Consider the following 14,662-nt stretch of genomic DNA (forward strand, 5'->3'; position numbering starts at 1 on the left):
CCCCGGTCGCCAGGTCTCCTCGCCACCCCGCCGGTAGCGTGGTCGCCGTCCCCACCCCGCCAGGAGGCGCCGATGCCGCTCGACCCGTACCTCGCCGCCAGGCTCCCGCACCTCGACGGACTCGCCCACCCGCTCGACGCCGAGCAGGCAGCGCACCTGGCCGCCTTCGAGCAGGACCCGGCCCCCTGGTCGCTCCCCGCCGGCGTCCGCGTCTCCGACTCCTCGGCCGACGGCCCGCACGGCCCGATCCCCCTCCGCGTCTACGAATCCGCCCAGCAGACCGGACCCGCACTGCTCTGGGTGCACGGCGGCGGGTTCCAGGCCGGCGACCTCGACATGCGGGAGTCGCACGTCGTCTCTGCCGAGCTCGCCGCCCGGGCGGGCGCCCGCGTCGTCTCGGTCGGCTACCGCCTGGCGAGCGGGACCGTGCGCTACCCCGTCCCGATCGACGACGTCCACGCCGTCTGGCTGCAGCTGCGCGCCGAGACCCCGGAGGCGACTCCGGTCGCGATCGGCGGTGCCAGCGCGGGCGCCGCGCTCGCCCTCGCCGCGGCCCTCCGCCTGCGCGACACGGGTGCGCGGACGCCCGAGCACGTGCTGCTCGCCTACCCGTTCGCGCACTTCCCCAACCCGGCCGTCGGCGACGACGTGCTGCGCGAGCTGATGACCCTGCCCGCGATGCTCCGCTTCCCGCCCGCGAGCATCGAGGGGATGGTGCGCACCTACGTCGGCCGCCTCTCCGATCTGCCCGTCGACGCCCTCCCCGGCGCCGCGCCGCTCGCGGGGCTCCCTCCGGTCACCGTGATGGTGAACGAGTTCGACGAGCTGCGCGGGTCGGCCGAGCTCCTGCTGCGTCAGCTGGCGGAGGCGGGCGTCGCCGCGACCGGGTACCTCGCCGCAGGCATGCCCCACGGCCACCTCAACCGCACGCCCTCGCTGCCCGAGGTCGACCGCTCGCTGGAGTTCTTCGCGGCGCAGCTGCGTGCGCTCGCTCAGGCGATGCCGCGCCGCTCCGGCGAGCGGAGCGGGAGGTCGATCGTCGACTGATCGTCGTCGTCCGATCACGACAGGGCGAGCCTGAACGGGCTCGCCGTTCGGCGCGCTCTGCCGCGGTGAGGTCCCCGAACCCGCCCTCGGCGATCCGGCCAGCACGTGGTGATGAGGTGTCCTGTCTGCGCGATCACCGGTCGTCGGTGCTGGGCTGTGAGTGAGGGCCGAAGCCGGTACGCTGCCCGCCGCGTGACAGAGGGCCGGATTGACCGCCGGCCCGACGGTGTGTGCTCGCTCCGAGTCGCCTACCGACTCACCGCTCCCGTCGTCAGCCCTGCAGATCGACCTCCCAGTTGGTGCGCTGGATCGAGGAGTCGAGCTCGCGGAGCTCGCGCGCCACCGCGTCGGCCTGCTCGCGCAGCTCCGTCACGGGCAGCGCCGAGAGGCGGCGCAGCTCGCTCCGCAGCTGGCGGTAGCCCCGCTCGCCCGAGGCGGCGTCGGCCGCGCGCACGAGGATGCTGTGCCGTCCGCGCAGCGACTCGCGCCGGGCGAGCGCCGCGGTCAGGGGGACGCCCTCGGGCGTCGTCGCCGTCGTGTTCGTCAGGTTCACGGCGGTGACGAGGCGCTCGAGCGTCTCGTGCGCGCGGAGGCACTCGCGCAGCAGCTCGGCCGGGTCCTCCGCGGGCTCCTCGCCCTCCTGGTAGGAGGCGTTCGCGACGATCCGGGACTGGAGGGCCTCGATCCGCTTCTGCAGATCGGCCCGCTCGAGCAGTGCTTCAGCGAGTCTCATGGAGACATCCGAGCACAGACGGCCGACAATCTCCTCCGGCGGGGCGTCGGGCCCCGTCTAGGCTGCGAGCGTGCCGCTGCAGAATCACCCCGGAGACGTCGAGTTCCCCGTGCGTCCCCGTCTGCGCTACGCGCGGATCGCCGACGCCCGGCGTCGCGGCCCCGGCGGGAGGATCGCGCGGCGGGCACTCCTGGTCACCGCGGTCGCCGCTCCGTTCGGGCTGGCAGGCTTCGCGATCGGGCTGAGCCGGGGGTCCGGCGTCATCGGTCTGCCGTTCTTCTATGCCGCGTTCGGCCTCGCGCTCGGGCTCCTCGTCGCCTCGATCGTCTTCCAGCAGTGGGATGCGCGGGCACCCCGCCGCGAGCAGCTGGCCTACCTCGCGGCCGCGGCGACGCCTCCGACGACACTGCGTCAGCAGCAGATGCTCGCGCTCGACGCCGTGAGCGACTTCTCGTTCGGCGGCTGGAACTCGTCGCTCGCGTTCCAGCCCACCTGGGCCGAGCTGCCGGAGTCGCTGCGCATCCGGTTCGCCGACGGCGCGAAGGGCTCGCCCTGGGAGCAGCTGCCGCTGTCGATGCTGAGCGAGCACCGGGTGGCGCTCGACCGCGACTTCAGGATCGCGGCGCGCGACGACGTCGAACTGCTGGTCGCCGACGCCCTCGCGCAGGGGCCGCTGTCGGCCCGGTTCGCCGAGGTGTCCGCGTCGGAGGAGGCGGAGCGGATGCGCGCCCGCGTCGCGGCGCTGACCGGCGGCAGCGAGTTCCACCTCCTCGAGCTCGCGCAGGCCCTCGACGGCCGGCCCCCGATCCTGCTGCTCGCGGGAGACGCCGAGCGCACGATCGGTGCGATCCGCTACTCGTACGTCGCGGGCTACCTGCCGGCGGAGCGGGCCTGGGAGCTGATCGCGGCCGTCGGCGACCGGGTCTTCGCCCGCTACTCCGGGTGGGACGCCTACTGGGCCGATGCCGCGACGGCGATCGCCTTCCGCACCGACTCCCTCGGCGCGGTGCAGCACCATCACCGCCTGCGCGCCGAGCTCGCCGCCTCGGGCTGGCCGGCCGCCTCCGTGGCGTATCCCGCCTCCTGAATCGCACCCGGGGCTGCGCCGCCGCCGCGTCGCGTCAGGCGCTGCGGCTGCGCTCGTCCGACCCCGTCCGCGACGAGTCGAGGTGCCGCAGGTCGCGCTGCAGCCGCTGCGAGCGGACGTAGCCGCTCAGCGCGTGGTCGGGGGCGGGCGGCGTGTCGGTGCTGCCGAGCAGGGCGCGGGCCGTCGTGAGCCGGGCGCGCCGGATCTCGTTGAACACCGTCGTCCCGTTCGTCGCGAAGACCCGCTGCAGCGTCCGCTTGGGCACGCCCAGCCGGAGGCAGATCTCGTGCACCGAGAGCCTCGGGTCGGCCGCCATTCCCGCGATCAGCGCGATCGCGCGCGTGAAGACGGTCTCGTTCGACTCGCGGGGGAGCGAGGCCGCGAGAAGTGCGTTGGCCAGCTGCTCGACGGCCGACCTGACCAGGGGGAAGGCCGCGGAGTCGGCGTCGAGCGACGCCCCGAAGAAGGCGTTGACCGTCGAGAGGAGGATTCCGCGGCTCGCCGCGTCGGCGGGGGTGACGAGGGGGCCCGTCTCCTGCGCGCCGGCCAGGCCCAGGAGGGGCCGCCCGAGCATGATCTCGAGCCTCGCGGACGGGGCGTCGGTGACGATCGTCGCTCCCCCCGAGCAGCGGAGGAAGGCCACGTCGCCCGGGCCCAGGGTCACCTCGTCGTCGGCGGGGTCGTCGGGCTGCACGACCAGCACGCCCTCGAGCGGCACCAGCAGGCGGAGACCCGCGCCCGGCCGACCGCTCCGCCGCAGCCGGGCGGCGGTGTGCCAGAGGCGGATCACCTCGAAGTCGTCGCCGCGGAACGCGTCCGCGACGACCCGGAACGCACCGCTGGGCCTCGCGTCGACGCCCACCCCGGCGAGCCAGGCGGCGGCGCCGGCCTCCCGCCGCGACACTCCGCGCTCGATCGTCGGACTCATTCCTGCTGCTGTGCTCACCACGAACTCCACATCCCCTCGGAACCCCTGCCCCGCCCTTCGGGAGGCGCGACAGCACAAGAGTGACGGATTCTCGGGTTACCGAGGGCGCTTTCACCCGAACTGGGCGCAGAAATCACCCCTCACCGAGGTGGGGAGGAGACCTGTGCGTCTCAGAGGGCCTGCGGGGCTCCGTCCTCGACGCGATCGGCAGCGGCGGAGGCGGCGCGCCTCCGCGGTCGAGTCGCTCCGAGCTGCAGGAGGCTGCAGACCGCGAGCACGCCGACGAGGGCGGCGGCCCAGCTGAGGTCGCGCAGCTCGAAGCGGGCCAGGTGCTCCGCGATGCCGCCGACTCCGAGCAGACCCTCGATCGCGGTGACGACGGCGACGGTGAGGAGGGCGGCGGCGCCCGCGAGGCGAGCGGCTCCGAGGTCGGAGTCGCGACCGAACGCGTCGAGCGCCGCCACGAGAGCCGCGACGCACAGGGCCACGGCGCCGAGCGCGGCGATCGTGAAGACCGCTCCGCTCGACACGAGCAGGACGACGCCCGTCGCGACCCGCAGCCACGGCAGCGCGGCGGCGGTCGCGCGGCCGTGCGCTCCGAGCGAGGCGGCACCACCGATGGTCAGCACCAGGCCGACCAGGAGCGGGAGGACGAGGGCGGTGACCGGGACGATCGTCTCCGTCGCGGCAGGGGACACGGCGATGCTCCTCTCGTCGGCACTCCGCTTCGGGCGGGCTCGGGCCACGTCGATGATCGCCTCCGGAGAGGGCGGCCGGGCGGCTGGGCGCGAATGTCGGGGCGGCGGGCGCGACCGGATCGTCGCGCGCCAGGCGGCGGCGGATTCCGTGCCAGCCCTCGCGCCGATCGGCGGGTGTCTCCAAAATGACAGAACCTCAGCTCATCGCTCGTCCTGCCGTACCCGAAACGGCGAGACCGTCGGAGCGCTCCTGGGGTCGACACCTTCGCGCCGACCCGACCGGCGGTGACCCTGGAATCGAAGGCGAGCGACACCATGAGGACCCGTGTGCCCACGTCCCCTGGGCCCCTGAACGCCGAACGCTGGAGAGACCGCGTGGCCACGACGAGCTCCGCTCTGATGACGACGAGCCCCCGATCGTGCGATCTCGGCGACCGGATCGACCACTCGCTCCGGCACCTGCACACGCTCCCCGGGCTGAACGCCCGCGTGATCGGGCGGGCCATCGGCGTCCCGCCCGCCCGCGTCGCGGTGACGCACTGGCTGCTCCGGCACACCACCGTGCGGGCCTCGGTCGCGCGCCTCCGGCTCGAGGCGGCGGAGCGGATCCTCCGGGAGCAGTCGCCGACGCTCCCGAAGGTCGTGATGCTCGAGCGCGCCGCCGAGTCGGCGGGCTTCCGCTCGACCGATGAGATGAACCGCGCCTTCCTCCGCTACCGCCACCGCTCGGGGATCGAGGTGCTGCTCTCGGGGCGCGTCGGCTCCTCGCGAACCGCGGCCCGGCGCCTCCACTCCTACGCTCGAGGTCATGACCGATGAGCGGGTGGCGGAGGCGTACGGCGCCCGGGCGGCCGCGTACGCGGCACTGCTCGGCTCGGTCGAGGAGATGGACGGCCGCGATCGCGCGCTGATCGCCTCCTGGGCCGCCTCGCTCGACGGCCCGGTCGTCGACGCCGGCTGCGGCCCCGGGCACTGGACGGCACTCCTGCACGAACTCGGCGTCGATGTGGTCGGTGTCGACTTCGTCCCCGAGTTCCTCGAGCACGCGCGCGCGGCGTTCCCGGGGGTGCCGTTCCGACGAGGGTCCCTGCGTGATCCGGAGGCGCGCGACGCGTCGCTCGGCGGGATCCTGGCCTGGTACTCGCTGATCCACCTGCCCCCGGAGGAGCTGCCCGCGGTGCTCGAGGGCTTCGCCGCCCGCCTCGCTCCCGGAGGACGGCTGCTGGTCGGCTTCTTCGAGGGGCCGACCGTCGAGGCGTTCGACCACGCCGTGACGACGGCCTGGTTCCACCCGCTCGACGAGCTGGCGACGGCGGTCGAGGCCGCCGGCCTCGACGTCGTGCACCGCGCCCGCCGCAGCACGCCCGGGCTCCGCGATCACGGCGAGCTGCTCGCCGTGCGGCGCTGACCCGGCGGGCTACTCCCGGGCGCGCGCGCGGCGGCGAAGGAGGCGCGCGACGGCGACGCTCGCCAGCATCACGACCACGATCACGATGCCCCAGCGCGGGAGCATCGGCAGCCCGAGCACCCGGTCGAGGACCAGGTTCAGGGTGATCGCGAGCACCGCGAACGCGACCGACAGGCCGATGCCCGTCGCGCCGCTCCTCATGCCGGGTCTCCCGTCGGGACACGATCGCTGCGCCACTCCGTCGCGATCTCCTCGCCGCGGGCGAACGCCGCCTCCTCGCGCTCGCGCAGCTCGACGCGGCGGATCTTGCCCGAGATCGTCTTGGGCAGCGGGTGGAACTCGAGTCGCCGCACCCGCTCGAAGGCCGACAGCAGGGTGCGGGTGTGCGCGAAGATCGCGGCCGCGGTCTCCTCGGTGGGCTCCCAGCCCTCCGCGAGCTCGACGTAGGCCTTGACGACGCTGTGCCGGGTCGCGTCGGGGGCCGGCACGACGGCCGACTCGGCGACGGCGGGGTGCTGGAGCAGCACGCTCTCGACCTCGAACGGCGAGATCTTGAAGTCGGACGACTTGAAGATGTCGTCGGTGCGGCCGACGAAGGTGATGGTGCCGTCGACGGCCCGCACGGCGACGTCTCCGGTGTGGAAGTAGCCGTCGGCGCGGGCGCGATCGGTGCGCTCGTCGTCGCCGAGGTAGCCCGACATCAGGTTGACGGGCTCGACCGACAGGTCGAGGCAGATCTCGCCGGTCGAGGCCTGCTCGCCGGTGACGGGGTCGACCAGCGCGATCGCGACGCCGGGAAGCGGGCGCCCCATCGCTCCGGGCACGATCTCGGCGCCGGGCGGGTTCGCGATGATCGCCGTGGTCTCGGTCTGGCCGTAGCCGTCGCGGATGGTGAGGCCCCACTCGCGCTCGATGGTGGCGATCACCTCGGGGTTCAGCGGCTCGCCCGCCGAGAGGATCTCGGTGAGGCCGCGCGGCTTCGTTCCGAGCTCCGACTGGATGAGCATCCGCCAGACCGTCGGCGGCGCGCAGAACGTGGTGACGCCGGCCCGGTCGAGCTGGTGACGGAGCGCCGCGGGAGCGAACCGGCTGTAGTTGTAGACGAAGACCGTCGCCTCGGCGTTCCACGGAGCGAAGAAGCAGCTCCAGGCGTGCTTGCCCCAGCCGGGCGAGCTGATCGCCATGTGCACGTCGTCGGGGCGCACGCCGAGCCAGTACATGGTGCTGAGGTGGCCGACCGGGTACGACTCCTGGGTGTGCACGACCATCTTGGGCTTCGAGGTGGTGCCCGAGGTGAAGTAGATGAGGCAGGGGTCGTCGGTGTCGACGACGACGGTCGGGCTGATCCCGACGGCCTCGACCGAGTCGGCCCAGTCGAGCCAGCCGTCGACCGCCCCGCCGACCGCGATGCGGCCGAAGTCGCCGGTCAGTCCGTCGAACTTGGCGGTCTCGGAGGCGTCAGCGATCACGTGCGCGACCTCGCCGCGCTCGAGGCGATCGGCCAGGTCGGCGCTCGAGAGGAGCGTGGTGGTGGGCAGGATGACCGCACCCAGCTTCATGATCGCGAGCATCGCCTCCCACAGCTCGAGCCGGTTGCCGAGCATGAGCATCACGTGATCGCCCTGCTGGACTCCCGTGGAGTGCAGCCAGGCGGCGACCTCGTCGGAGCGCCAGCGCATCCGGTCGAACGAGACCTTCTGCTCCGAGCCGTCCTCCTCGACGATCCAGAGCGCCGTCTTCTCGTTGCCGATGGCGATCTCGTCGAACCAGTCGACGGCCCAGTTGAAGTGCGCGCCGACGTCGGGCCACTCGAAGGCGGCGGTGGCGGCCGTCGCGTCGTCGCGGTGCTGGAGCAGGGTGTCGCGGGCGGCGCGGAAGCTGCCGGTGGGGTTCATGTCCCCCATTCTCCCGCCCTTCCGCGCCGAGACGCCCCGCGGCTCAGTACTGGATCGACTGGCCGCCGTCGATCGGGAGGACGACCGCGTTGATGTAGGACGCGTCGTCGGACAGCAGGAACGCGACGACCGAGGCGATCTCGGCGGCCTCTCCGTAGCGCTTGGTCGGGTTGACCTGGATGAACTCCTCCGCCGCCCTGCGCGGGTTCTCAGCGTCGAGCTGCTTCATCGAGTTCTCGACCATCGGCGTCCAGATCGCCCCGGGAGCGATGGCGTTGATGCGGATGCCGTACCGGCCGTACTCGATTCCGGAGTTGCGGGTCAGGCCGACGACGCCGTGCTTCGCGGCCGCGTAGCCCGACTGGTTGCCGATGCCGGTGATGCCGCCGACGCTCGCGGTGTTGACGACCATGCCCGAGCCCTGCTCGCGCATCACCTCGAGCACCTTCTCGAGGCCGAGGAACACTCCGCGCAGGTTGATGGCGACGACCTTGTCGAACTCCTCGGCGGTGAAGTCCTCGGTGCGGTTCTGGCGGCCCTCGATGCCGGCGTTGTTGAAGAAGCCGTCGATGCGGCCGAAGCGCTCGAGGGTCTGCGCGACGTAGGAGTCGACGTCGGCCTCCTTCGAGACGTCGGCGATCACCGTGATCGCCTCGGTGCCCTCGGGCAGGGCCTCCACGGTCGCGGCGAGTCCCGTCTCCGAGACGTCGACGAGGGCGAGCCTGGCGCCCTCCTCGGCGAGGCGGACGGCGCTGGCGCGGCCGAGTCCGGAGCCGCCTCCGGTGATGAGGACGACGCGGTCGTCGAAGCGACTGTTCGTTCGGGTGCTGGTGCTCATGGTGAACCTCCTGCTCGTGACGGAAGGGCTCGGGGGCCGTGTGCTCGGCGAGTCCGCGTCCATGTGATCGCATGAACTCCGTCCACCGTATACCTAGTGATAGTCGGTTTTCTGGGTGCGCGGTCAGGGTGTCGCCGACCCTGGCAACCGCCGCAGAGTGCACGTCGCGGCGCCCGCGGGTCGGGTAGACCGGAGGGACCGAAGCGAAACGGGGGACCCGGGATGCGCACGAGACGACTGCTGACGACCGGCGCTGCGGCGCTGCTGGCGGGACTGGCCCTGAGCGGGTGCACGGCGCCGCAGGAGGGCGCGGCGGAGGCGACTCCCACTGCTCTGCCGACGACGACTCCGACCGCCTCGCCGACTCCGGCCGAGCGACCGCTCGGACCCGTCACGGTGCCCGAGGGCGCCACCGCGGCTGTGCGATGGACCGACCAGATCGGCGCGCCGGAGCCGCAGACCGTGCGGCTGACCGGCGAGCCGCTGACCCTCACGATCTCGGTCGCGTGCGACACGGCCGACGCCGCGGTCACGGTCGAGATCGACGGACTGATGACCAGCGGATCGACGTGCTACTACAGCCCGAGCACGACGCGGGGCAGTGGTGGCGGCGGCAACGGAGCCAGCATGGACGTCGCCGTCGATCAGGACGCGCTGATCACGGTGACGACCGAGCCGGCGGACGCCCGCTGGTCGGGCGCGGTGTCGACCGGTCCGGCGGCGGCGGGCTGAGCTCGGAGCGTCAGCCCAGCGGCACCCCGAGCGCCTCCATGAACGGCACGGCGTCGACCGCCTCGCCGTCGACGCGGGTCTCGAAGTGCAGGTGGCAGCCGGTGGAGGCGCCGGTCGAGCCGCGGGTCGCGATCTGCTGGCCCGCGGTCACGTAGTCGCCCACGTCGACGAGCAGGTCGGTGTTGTGCGCGTAGCCGGTCTCGATGCCGCCGCCGTTGTCGAGCAGGATCCAGTTGCCGTAGCTGCCGGAGTACATCGACTCCTCGACCGTGCCGCTCGCCGCGGCGAGCACGGGAGTGCCGCACGCGCCGGCGAGGTCGGTGCCCTTGTGGAAGAGGTTCACGCCGGCGACGGGAGCGTCGGGTCGTGGGCCGTAGCCGCTGCTGATGTGCCCCGAGATCGGGAGGACCCAGGTGCCCGAGACGCCCGCGGCGGCGTCGGTCGACTCGCCGGCGGTCGCGGTGATCGAGTCGAGGGACGCGGTGGGCACGAGGACCTCGGGCTTCGCCTCCGCCGCGAAGGCGTCGCGGGTGACGCTCTGCTGCACGACTCCGGCGGCGACGAAGCTCTGCGGGCGGGCGGCGGCCACGGCGTTCGCGGAGTCGCGCTCGAGCGCGGAGTCGGCCGTGCCGCCCACCGCGAAGGCAGGCGTCGAGGTGATCGCGAGGCCGACCACGAGGCCCATCGCGGCGATGGCGGAGGCGCGGGGACGCGACGGTCGTCTGGCGGCGGCGGTGCGCTGGGCGCGCAGGGACCGGCGGGTCGGGAGGGCGGTCTGCTCGATTCCCTCGGGGGCGGGAGTCGACGCGCGAACGGCATGGTGCATGGGGTGAGGCGTTTTCCGGATCGTCCGCCGCCCGTGGGGGCGGGTGGCGGGGTGGGGCTGTGGGGCGGGGGTCTCGTCCTCGGGCGGACTCGACCCTCCAACCTACCCGCGATCCTCGGAATCGCACCTGAGAAGATGCTCCGCAGTCAAGGGGGTGACGGTCACGGATCCGCGACGATCCGGGTCGGCGGCCCTTCACCTGCTGGTCGAGCCTGCAGCCCCGCAGGGGCGTATCGAGGGGCGAAGGCGCTTCGCGTCTCGATGGTGGGGGAAAAAGGGAGCCCGGCCCCAGCCTGCTGGTCGAGTAGCCCCGCAGGGGCGTATCGAGATCCACCAGCTTCAGCGGAGCGGGCTACGGACCGGGCCTTCCGACGGACGTGGATCTCGATACGCCCGTTGCGCGGGCCACTCGATCAACGAGGGGCGGGGCCACATGCGTGAGGCGACTTCCCCTGAGAGGCACCGCACCGTGGGAGCGGCCTTCGAGTCAGCGGTTCGCGGTGAAGACCAGGAGGGCGACGAGGCCCGCGACGGTCGCCGCGACTCCGGAGCCGAGTCGCCACCACATCCAGCGGTCGCGCCGAGGGCCGCGCATCGGCCGGCGCTGCGCGGCCTTGCCGAGGAAGCCGTTGGTCGGGGGGATCAGGGCCATGCCTTCCAGCGTGCCGAGGATCCGACCGCGGCGCGACCTCTCGCCCACGATTCCCAGACCGGCGCGCGGTCGCGGAGGGGGCTCAGGCGCTCCACTCGCTGTCGTCGCGCCAGGGCGCCAGGTCGAGCTCGTTGCCCTCGGGGTCGGCGATCGTCCACCACTCCGGCGCGTTGTCGTCGTTCACGAGGCGTCCGCCGGCGGCCAGTGCGGCGTCGAGGCGGGCCTCGACCTGATCACGGGGGAGGTAGAGGTCGAGGTGGATGGTGTTGCGCTCGGTCCTCGACTCGTCGATCCGCTGGATCCAGATGTTCGGGCCGAGGCCGCGGGGGTCGGCCAGATCGGCGTCCTCGACGGGGGAGCAGTCGAGCGCCGCCTGCCAGAAGCGGCGGACGGCGGCGACATCGACGGCGTCGATCGCGATCTGCAGGCTCTGCACGCGCGAGGGATCAGCGGCGATCCCGAGCGCGCGGGCCGCGGCCGAGATGCGCAGGGCGAGTGCCACGTCGCGCTCGCTGATGTCGCCGACGTCGTGGCTGATCAGGCGGACACCGACCCCGCCGTAGCGGAGGTCGACGTCGGGATGGTGGCCCGCCTTCTCGGCGACGGAGGCGATGGCCGCCACGAGCGCGGCGCCGACGTCGAACGAGCCGGTCGCGAACCAGGCGCGGGCGCCGTCGCCGACGACCCGCCAGTCCTCGGTGCCGGCGATCGCGCGGAAGGCGCGGGGGGAGATCGAATCGGTCATGACGCAGTTCTACGCCCCTGGGCGCGCCCCCACCACTTAGGCCGTTGTCGGTGGCCGTCGATACGGTGGGGGCGGCCGACCAGGCCGACGAGCGGAGGATCCCCATGGCATCGAAGAACGACGGCAAGGCAGCGCAGAAGCGCGCGAAGAAGGCGCTCGCGAAGGCCGAGAAGTCGGTCCGCGCGGCGCACGAGGCCGTGCGCGACTCGAGCAAGAAGCTGCGCAAGAAGGCCAGGAAGCTCGCCGAGCGCACCGAGAAGCTGAAGGCGAAGCAGGCGAAGGCCGCTCGCCGTCTCGGAGTCGCCGAGGCGACCGCGAGCGTCGGCCGTCACGTGACGCCCGATCTCACCCCGCCGCTGCCCGGCGTCGCGCCGACTCCCGAGCCCGTGGTCGACGCCGACCCGGAGCACGTGCCCGACCTGACGCCCCCGCTGCCGCACGCCGAGCGCTGAGACGGCCGCTCGCCTGAGAAACCCCACAGGGTAGTCGAGGGCGAGCGAGGGCAAGATGAATAGTCGGTGAATGCGTCTCGCGACCGTCCCACGGAGCGGCTCGAGGGCGGAGTATCTCCTCCGTGGATCCCTTCATCCTTCTCGTCCTCGTGATCGTCACCGCTCTGGCGTTCGACTTCACCAACGGCTTCCATGACACGGCCAACGCCATGGCGACCTCGATCGCGACCGGGGCCCTCAAGCCCAAGGTCGCCGTCGCACTGTCCGCGTCACTCAACCTCGTGGGTGCGTTCCTCAGCATCGAGGTCGCCCTGACCGTGACCAACGCGGTCGTCAAGATCCAGGACTCGTCCGGCGCACCCGATCCGGCGCTGCTCGAGGGCGGGGGATCCGCTCTGCTGCTGATCGTGCTCGCCGGCCTCATCGGCGGCATCATCTGGAACCTGCTCACCTGGCTGCTCGGCCTGCCCTCGAGCTCGTCGCACGCGCTCTTCGGCGGCCTGATCGGGTCGGCGCTCGCCGGACTCGGTGTCAACGGCGTCAACTGGGCGGGCGACGGATCCAAGCTCGACGGCGTGGTCGGCAAGGTGATCCTGCCGGCGCTGATGTCGCCGGTGCTCGCCGGCGCCGTCGCCGCGATCGGCACCTGGCTCGTCTTCCGCGTGATCGGCAACATCGCCGAGAAGAAGCTGCACCACGGGTTCCGGATCGGCCAGATCGGCAGCGCGTCCCTGGTCTCGCTCGCCCACGGCACCAACGACGCGCAGAAGACGATGGGCGTCATCACGCTCGCCCTGATCGCCGCGGGCGGCTGGGACGACACCGAGTCGGTGCCGTTCTGGGTCAAGCTCGCCTGCGCGCTCGCCATCTCGCTCGGCACCTACATCGGCGGCTGGCGGATCATCCGCACCGTCGGCAAGGGCCTCGTCGAGATCAACACGCCCCAGGGGATGGCGGCCGAGAGCTCGTCCGCTGCCGTGATCCTCGCCTCCAGCCACCTCGGCTTCGCCCTCTCGACCACCCACGTCGCGACAGGCTCGATCCTCGGCTCGGGCGTCGGACGCCCCGGCGCCCAGGTGCGCTGGCGCGTCGCCCTGCGGATGGTGATCGCCTGGGTCATCACCCTCCCGGCCGCCGCGCTCGTCGGCGCCGTCATGTGGTGGCTCGGCAACCTCGTCGGGGGCGCCGGGGGCGGCCTGCTCATGGCCGCGATCCTCGTCGCGGTCGCCGTGTACATCTACCTCCGCTCGCGCCGCGACAGCATCGGCGCCCACAACGTCAACGACGAGTGGGAGGACGCGAAGGCGCCCGCCCGCTCGACCGCCGACTCCCGCACCTCGTAGACAGGATCGCCGCCGTGTTCTCACTCTTCCTCGCCGCAGCCGGTCAGGTGGCGCTCGTCGCCGTGATCCTCGGAGCCGGCCTGCCCGCGCTCTTCGCCGTCGGTGTCCGCTCGTTCGCCGTCGCCGGCGACTCCGCCCTCGCAGAACGCTCGCTCCCGGCGCCGCTGCTGCGCGTCATCGGAGTCGTCTGCTTCGTCCTCGTGATCGCGGCGGTCGCCATCGGCCTCAGCATCATCATCGCCACCGGGCTCGGGCAGACCGTCAGCTTCGAGAACGTCTTCCCGACCTTCCAGCCCAAGGACTGAGCGTGGCCGCCCTCGAGCCCGGCACGACCGACGGACTGGTCGCGCGCGTGGTCGCCTGGCTCCGCGCCGGCTACCCGACGGGAGTGCCTGAGCAGGACTACGTGCCGCTGCTCGGCATCCTGCGGCGCAGTCTCACCGCCGACGAGCTGGAGCAGGTCGTCGGGCAGCTGCTCTCCGAGGCCGCTCGGGCGGACGCGGCGGGGCAGGAGCTCGACCCCGAGCGGCTGCGCGAGCGCGTCGAGCAGATGCTGCTCGGGCCCGCGATGCCGGACGACCTCCTGCGCGTCTCGGCGCGTCTGGCCAGCGCGGGCTGGCCGCTCGGCGACCCGAAGGAGCTCGCCGAGCCGGCTTCCGAGGAGCGCGACGGCCTCGTGACCCGCGTGGTCCGCTGGCTGCGCGCCGGCTACCCGACCGGGCTCCCCGAGCAGGACTTCGTCCCGCTCGTCGCGCTGCTCCGCCGCCGCCTGACCGACGCGGAGGTGACGGAGGTGGGATCGCGCCTCTCGACGGACGCGAGCCGCGTCGACGTGGGCGCCGCGATCGCCCGCGTGACCTCGGAGCTCCCCTCCGACGAGGACATCGAGCGCGTGCGCCGCTACCTCGCCGCGCACGGCTGGCCGGAGGACTTCGCGGTCTGACGCTCCGGCGAGCCATCACCTGCTGGTCGAGTAGCCCCGCAGGGGCGTATCGAGACCGACCCGCTTCAGCAGACGAGGCTTCTGCCCTCGGCTTCTGACGGACGTGGATCTCGATACGCCCGCTGCGCGGGCTACTCGATCAGCATGCTCTGCCGCGACCGCGGGCGGCGGCAGCATGCTCGGGCTCGATTGCAGGCGGTGGCTGCGAGGCGAGCAGACGGGGCCGCGGCAATTCCATGCTGGTCGAGTAGCCCCGTAGGGGCGTATCGAGACCGACCAGCTTCAGCAGACAAGGCTTCTGCCCTCGGCTTCTGACGGACGTGGATCTCGATACG

Annotated in this window: 18 protein-coding genes; 9 read left to right on the forward strand and 9 right to left on the reverse strand. The window is 72.8% G+C overall.

Annotated features, from left to right (window positions below):
* The first annotated feature begins 72 nt into the window (after positions 1-72).
* A complete protein-coding gene (locus tag GRS92_RS08010; protein ID WP_159855028.1) occupies positions 73-1,047 on the forward strand; it encodes an alpha/beta hydrolase fold domain-containing protein in 975 nt (324 codons plus the stop codon).
* A 271-nt stretch (positions 1,048-1,318) separates the two neighbouring features.
* Here the strand turns inward: GRS92_RS08010 and GRS92_RS08015 are convergent, their stop codons facing one another.
* Positions 1,319-1,780: a DIP1984 family protein gene (locus GRS92_RS08015; RefSeq protein ID WP_159855030.1), complete on the reverse strand. Its 462-nt coding sequence runs from the start codon at positions 1,778-1,780 to the stop codon at positions 1,319-1,321.
* Between the two features lie 70 nt (positions 1,781-1,850).
* On the opposite strand from GRS92_RS08015, the gene GRS92_RS08020 reads away from it, so the two are divergent.
* Complete coding sequence (locus GRS92_RS08020) at positions 1,851-2,867, forward strand: DUF1266 domain-containing protein (protein ID WP_159855032.1); 1,017 nt, start codon at positions 1,851-1,853, stop codon at positions 2,865-2,867.
* Positions 2,868-2,901: 34 nt separating this feature from the next.
* Here GRS92_RS08020 and GRS92_RS08025 read toward each other — a convergent pair whose 3' ends face one another.
* Positions 2,902-3,795: a hypothetical protein gene (locus tag GRS92_RS08025; protein ID WP_159855034.1), complete on the reverse strand. Its 894-nt coding sequence runs from the start codon at positions 3,793-3,795 to the stop codon at positions 2,902-2,904.
* 170 nt (positions 3,796-3,965) lie between these two features.
* Positions 3,966-4,493: a hypothetical protein gene (locus GRS92_RS08030; RefSeq protein WP_159855036.1), complete on the reverse strand. Its 528-nt coding sequence runs from the start codon at positions 4,491-4,493 to the stop codon at positions 3,966-3,968.
* A gap of 375 nt (positions 4,494-4,868) precedes the next feature.
* Between GRS92_RS08030 and GRS92_RS08035 the strand changes: the two genes are divergently transcribed.
* Both GRS92_RS08035 and GRS92_RS08040 read left to right on the forward strand, forming a co-directional pair.
* Positions 4,869-5,312 carry a hypothetical protein gene (locus tag GRS92_RS08035; protein WP_159855038.1) on the forward strand — a complete coding sequence of 148 codons (444 nt, stop codon included), beginning with the start codon at positions 4,869-4,871 and terminating at the stop codon, positions 5,310-5,312.
* Positions 5,302-5,901: a class I SAM-dependent methyltransferase gene (locus GRS92_RS08040; protein WP_159855040.1), complete on the forward strand. Its 600-nt coding sequence runs from the start codon at positions 5,302-5,304 to the stop codon at positions 5,899-5,901. The genes GRS92_RS08035 and GRS92_RS08040 overlap by 11 nt, the downstream gene beginning before the upstream one ends.
* Positions 5,902-5,910: 9 nt before the next feature.
* Here the strand turns inward: GRS92_RS08040 and GRS92_RS08045 are convergent, their stop codons facing one another.
* From GRS92_RS08045 to GRS92_RS08055, 3 genes are read right to left on the reverse strand one after another with little or no spacing between them, the layout of a single operon-like run.
* Complete coding sequence (locus tag GRS92_RS08045) at positions 5,911-6,102, reverse strand: hypothetical protein (RefSeq protein WP_159855042.1); 192 nt, start codon at positions 6,100-6,102, stop codon at positions 5,911-5,913.
* A complete protein-coding gene (locus tag GRS92_RS08050) occupies positions 6,099-7,796 on the reverse strand; it encodes an AMP-binding protein (RefSeq protein WP_159855044.1) in 1,698 nt (565 codons plus the stop codon). The genes GRS92_RS08045 and GRS92_RS08050 overlap by 4 nt, the downstream gene beginning before the upstream one ends.
* A 43-nt stretch (positions 7,797-7,839) precedes the next feature.
* Positions 7,840-8,634: a glucose 1-dehydrogenase gene (locus tag GRS92_RS08055; protein WP_159855046.1), complete on the reverse strand. Its 795-nt coding sequence runs from the start codon at positions 8,632-8,634 to the stop codon at positions 7,840-7,842.
* 222 nt (positions 8,635-8,856) lie between these two features.
* Here GRS92_RS08055 and GRS92_RS08060 point away from each other — a divergent pair, with 222 nt between their 5' ends.
* The gene (locus GRS92_RS08060) at positions 8,857-9,366 is read left to right on the forward strand and encodes a hypothetical protein (RefSeq protein WP_159855048.1); all 510 of its coding nucleotides are present in this window, start codon (positions 8,857-8,859) and stop codon (positions 9,364-9,366) included.
* 10 nt (positions 9,367-9,376) lie between these two features.
* On the opposite strand, the gene GRS92_RS08065 is transcribed toward GRS92_RS08060, so the two are convergent.
* From GRS92_RS08065 to GRS92_RS08075, 3 genes are all read right to left on the reverse strand, one after another.
* Positions 9,377-10,192: a M23 family metallopeptidase gene (locus tag GRS92_RS08065; RefSeq protein ID WP_159855050.1), complete on the reverse strand. Its 816-nt coding sequence runs from the start codon at positions 10,190-10,192 to the stop codon at positions 9,377-9,379.
* Positions 10,193-10,679: 487 nt separating this feature from the next.
* Positions 10,680-10,844 (reverse strand): hypothetical protein, encoded by a 165-nt coding sequence (locus GRS92_RS08070; RefSeq protein ID WP_159855052.1) that lies wholly within the window; start codon positions 10,842-10,844, stop codon positions 10,680-10,682.
* An 82-nt stretch (positions 10,845-10,926) separates the two neighbouring features.
* A complete protein-coding gene (locus tag GRS92_RS08075; protein ID WP_159855054.1) occupies positions 10,927-11,589 on the reverse strand; it encodes a VOC family protein in 663 nt (220 codons plus the stop codon).
* Positions 11,590-11,693: 104 nt separating this feature from the next.
* Here GRS92_RS08075 and GRS92_RS08080 point away from each other — a divergent pair, with 104 nt between their 5' ends.
* From GRS92_RS08080 to GRS92_RS08095, 4 genes are all read left to right on the forward strand, one after another.
* Entirely contained in the window at positions 11,694-12,041 is a 348-nt protein-coding gene (locus tag GRS92_RS08080; protein ID WP_159855056.1) for a hypothetical protein, read from the forward strand.
* Positions 12,042-12,163: 122 nt separating this feature from the next.
* On the forward strand, positions 12,164-13,384 hold the full coding sequence (locus tag GRS92_RS08085; protein WP_159855058.1) for an inorganic phosphate transporter: 1,221 nt from the start codon (positions 12,164-12,166) through the stop codon (positions 13,382-13,384).
* A gap of 14 nt (positions 13,385-13,398) precedes the next feature.
* Positions 13,399-13,689, forward strand: coding sequence for a hypothetical protein (locus GRS92_RS08090; protein ID WP_159855060.1), 291 nt, complete (start codon positions 13,399-13,401; stop codon positions 13,687-13,689).
* 2 nt (positions 13,690-13,691) lie between these two features.
* Complete coding sequence (locus GRS92_RS08095; protein WP_235021884.1) at positions 13,692-14,327, forward strand: DUF3349 domain-containing protein; 636 nt, start codon at positions 13,692-13,694, stop codon at positions 14,325-14,327.
* Positions 14,328-14,662 lie beyond the last annotated feature (335 nt).

The sequence above is a fragment of the Rathayibacter sp. VKM Ac-2754 genome, from assembly GCF_009807095.1.
Taxonomy (GTDB): Bacteria; Actinomycetota; Actinomycetes; order Actinomycetales; family Microbacteriaceae; genus Rathayibacter.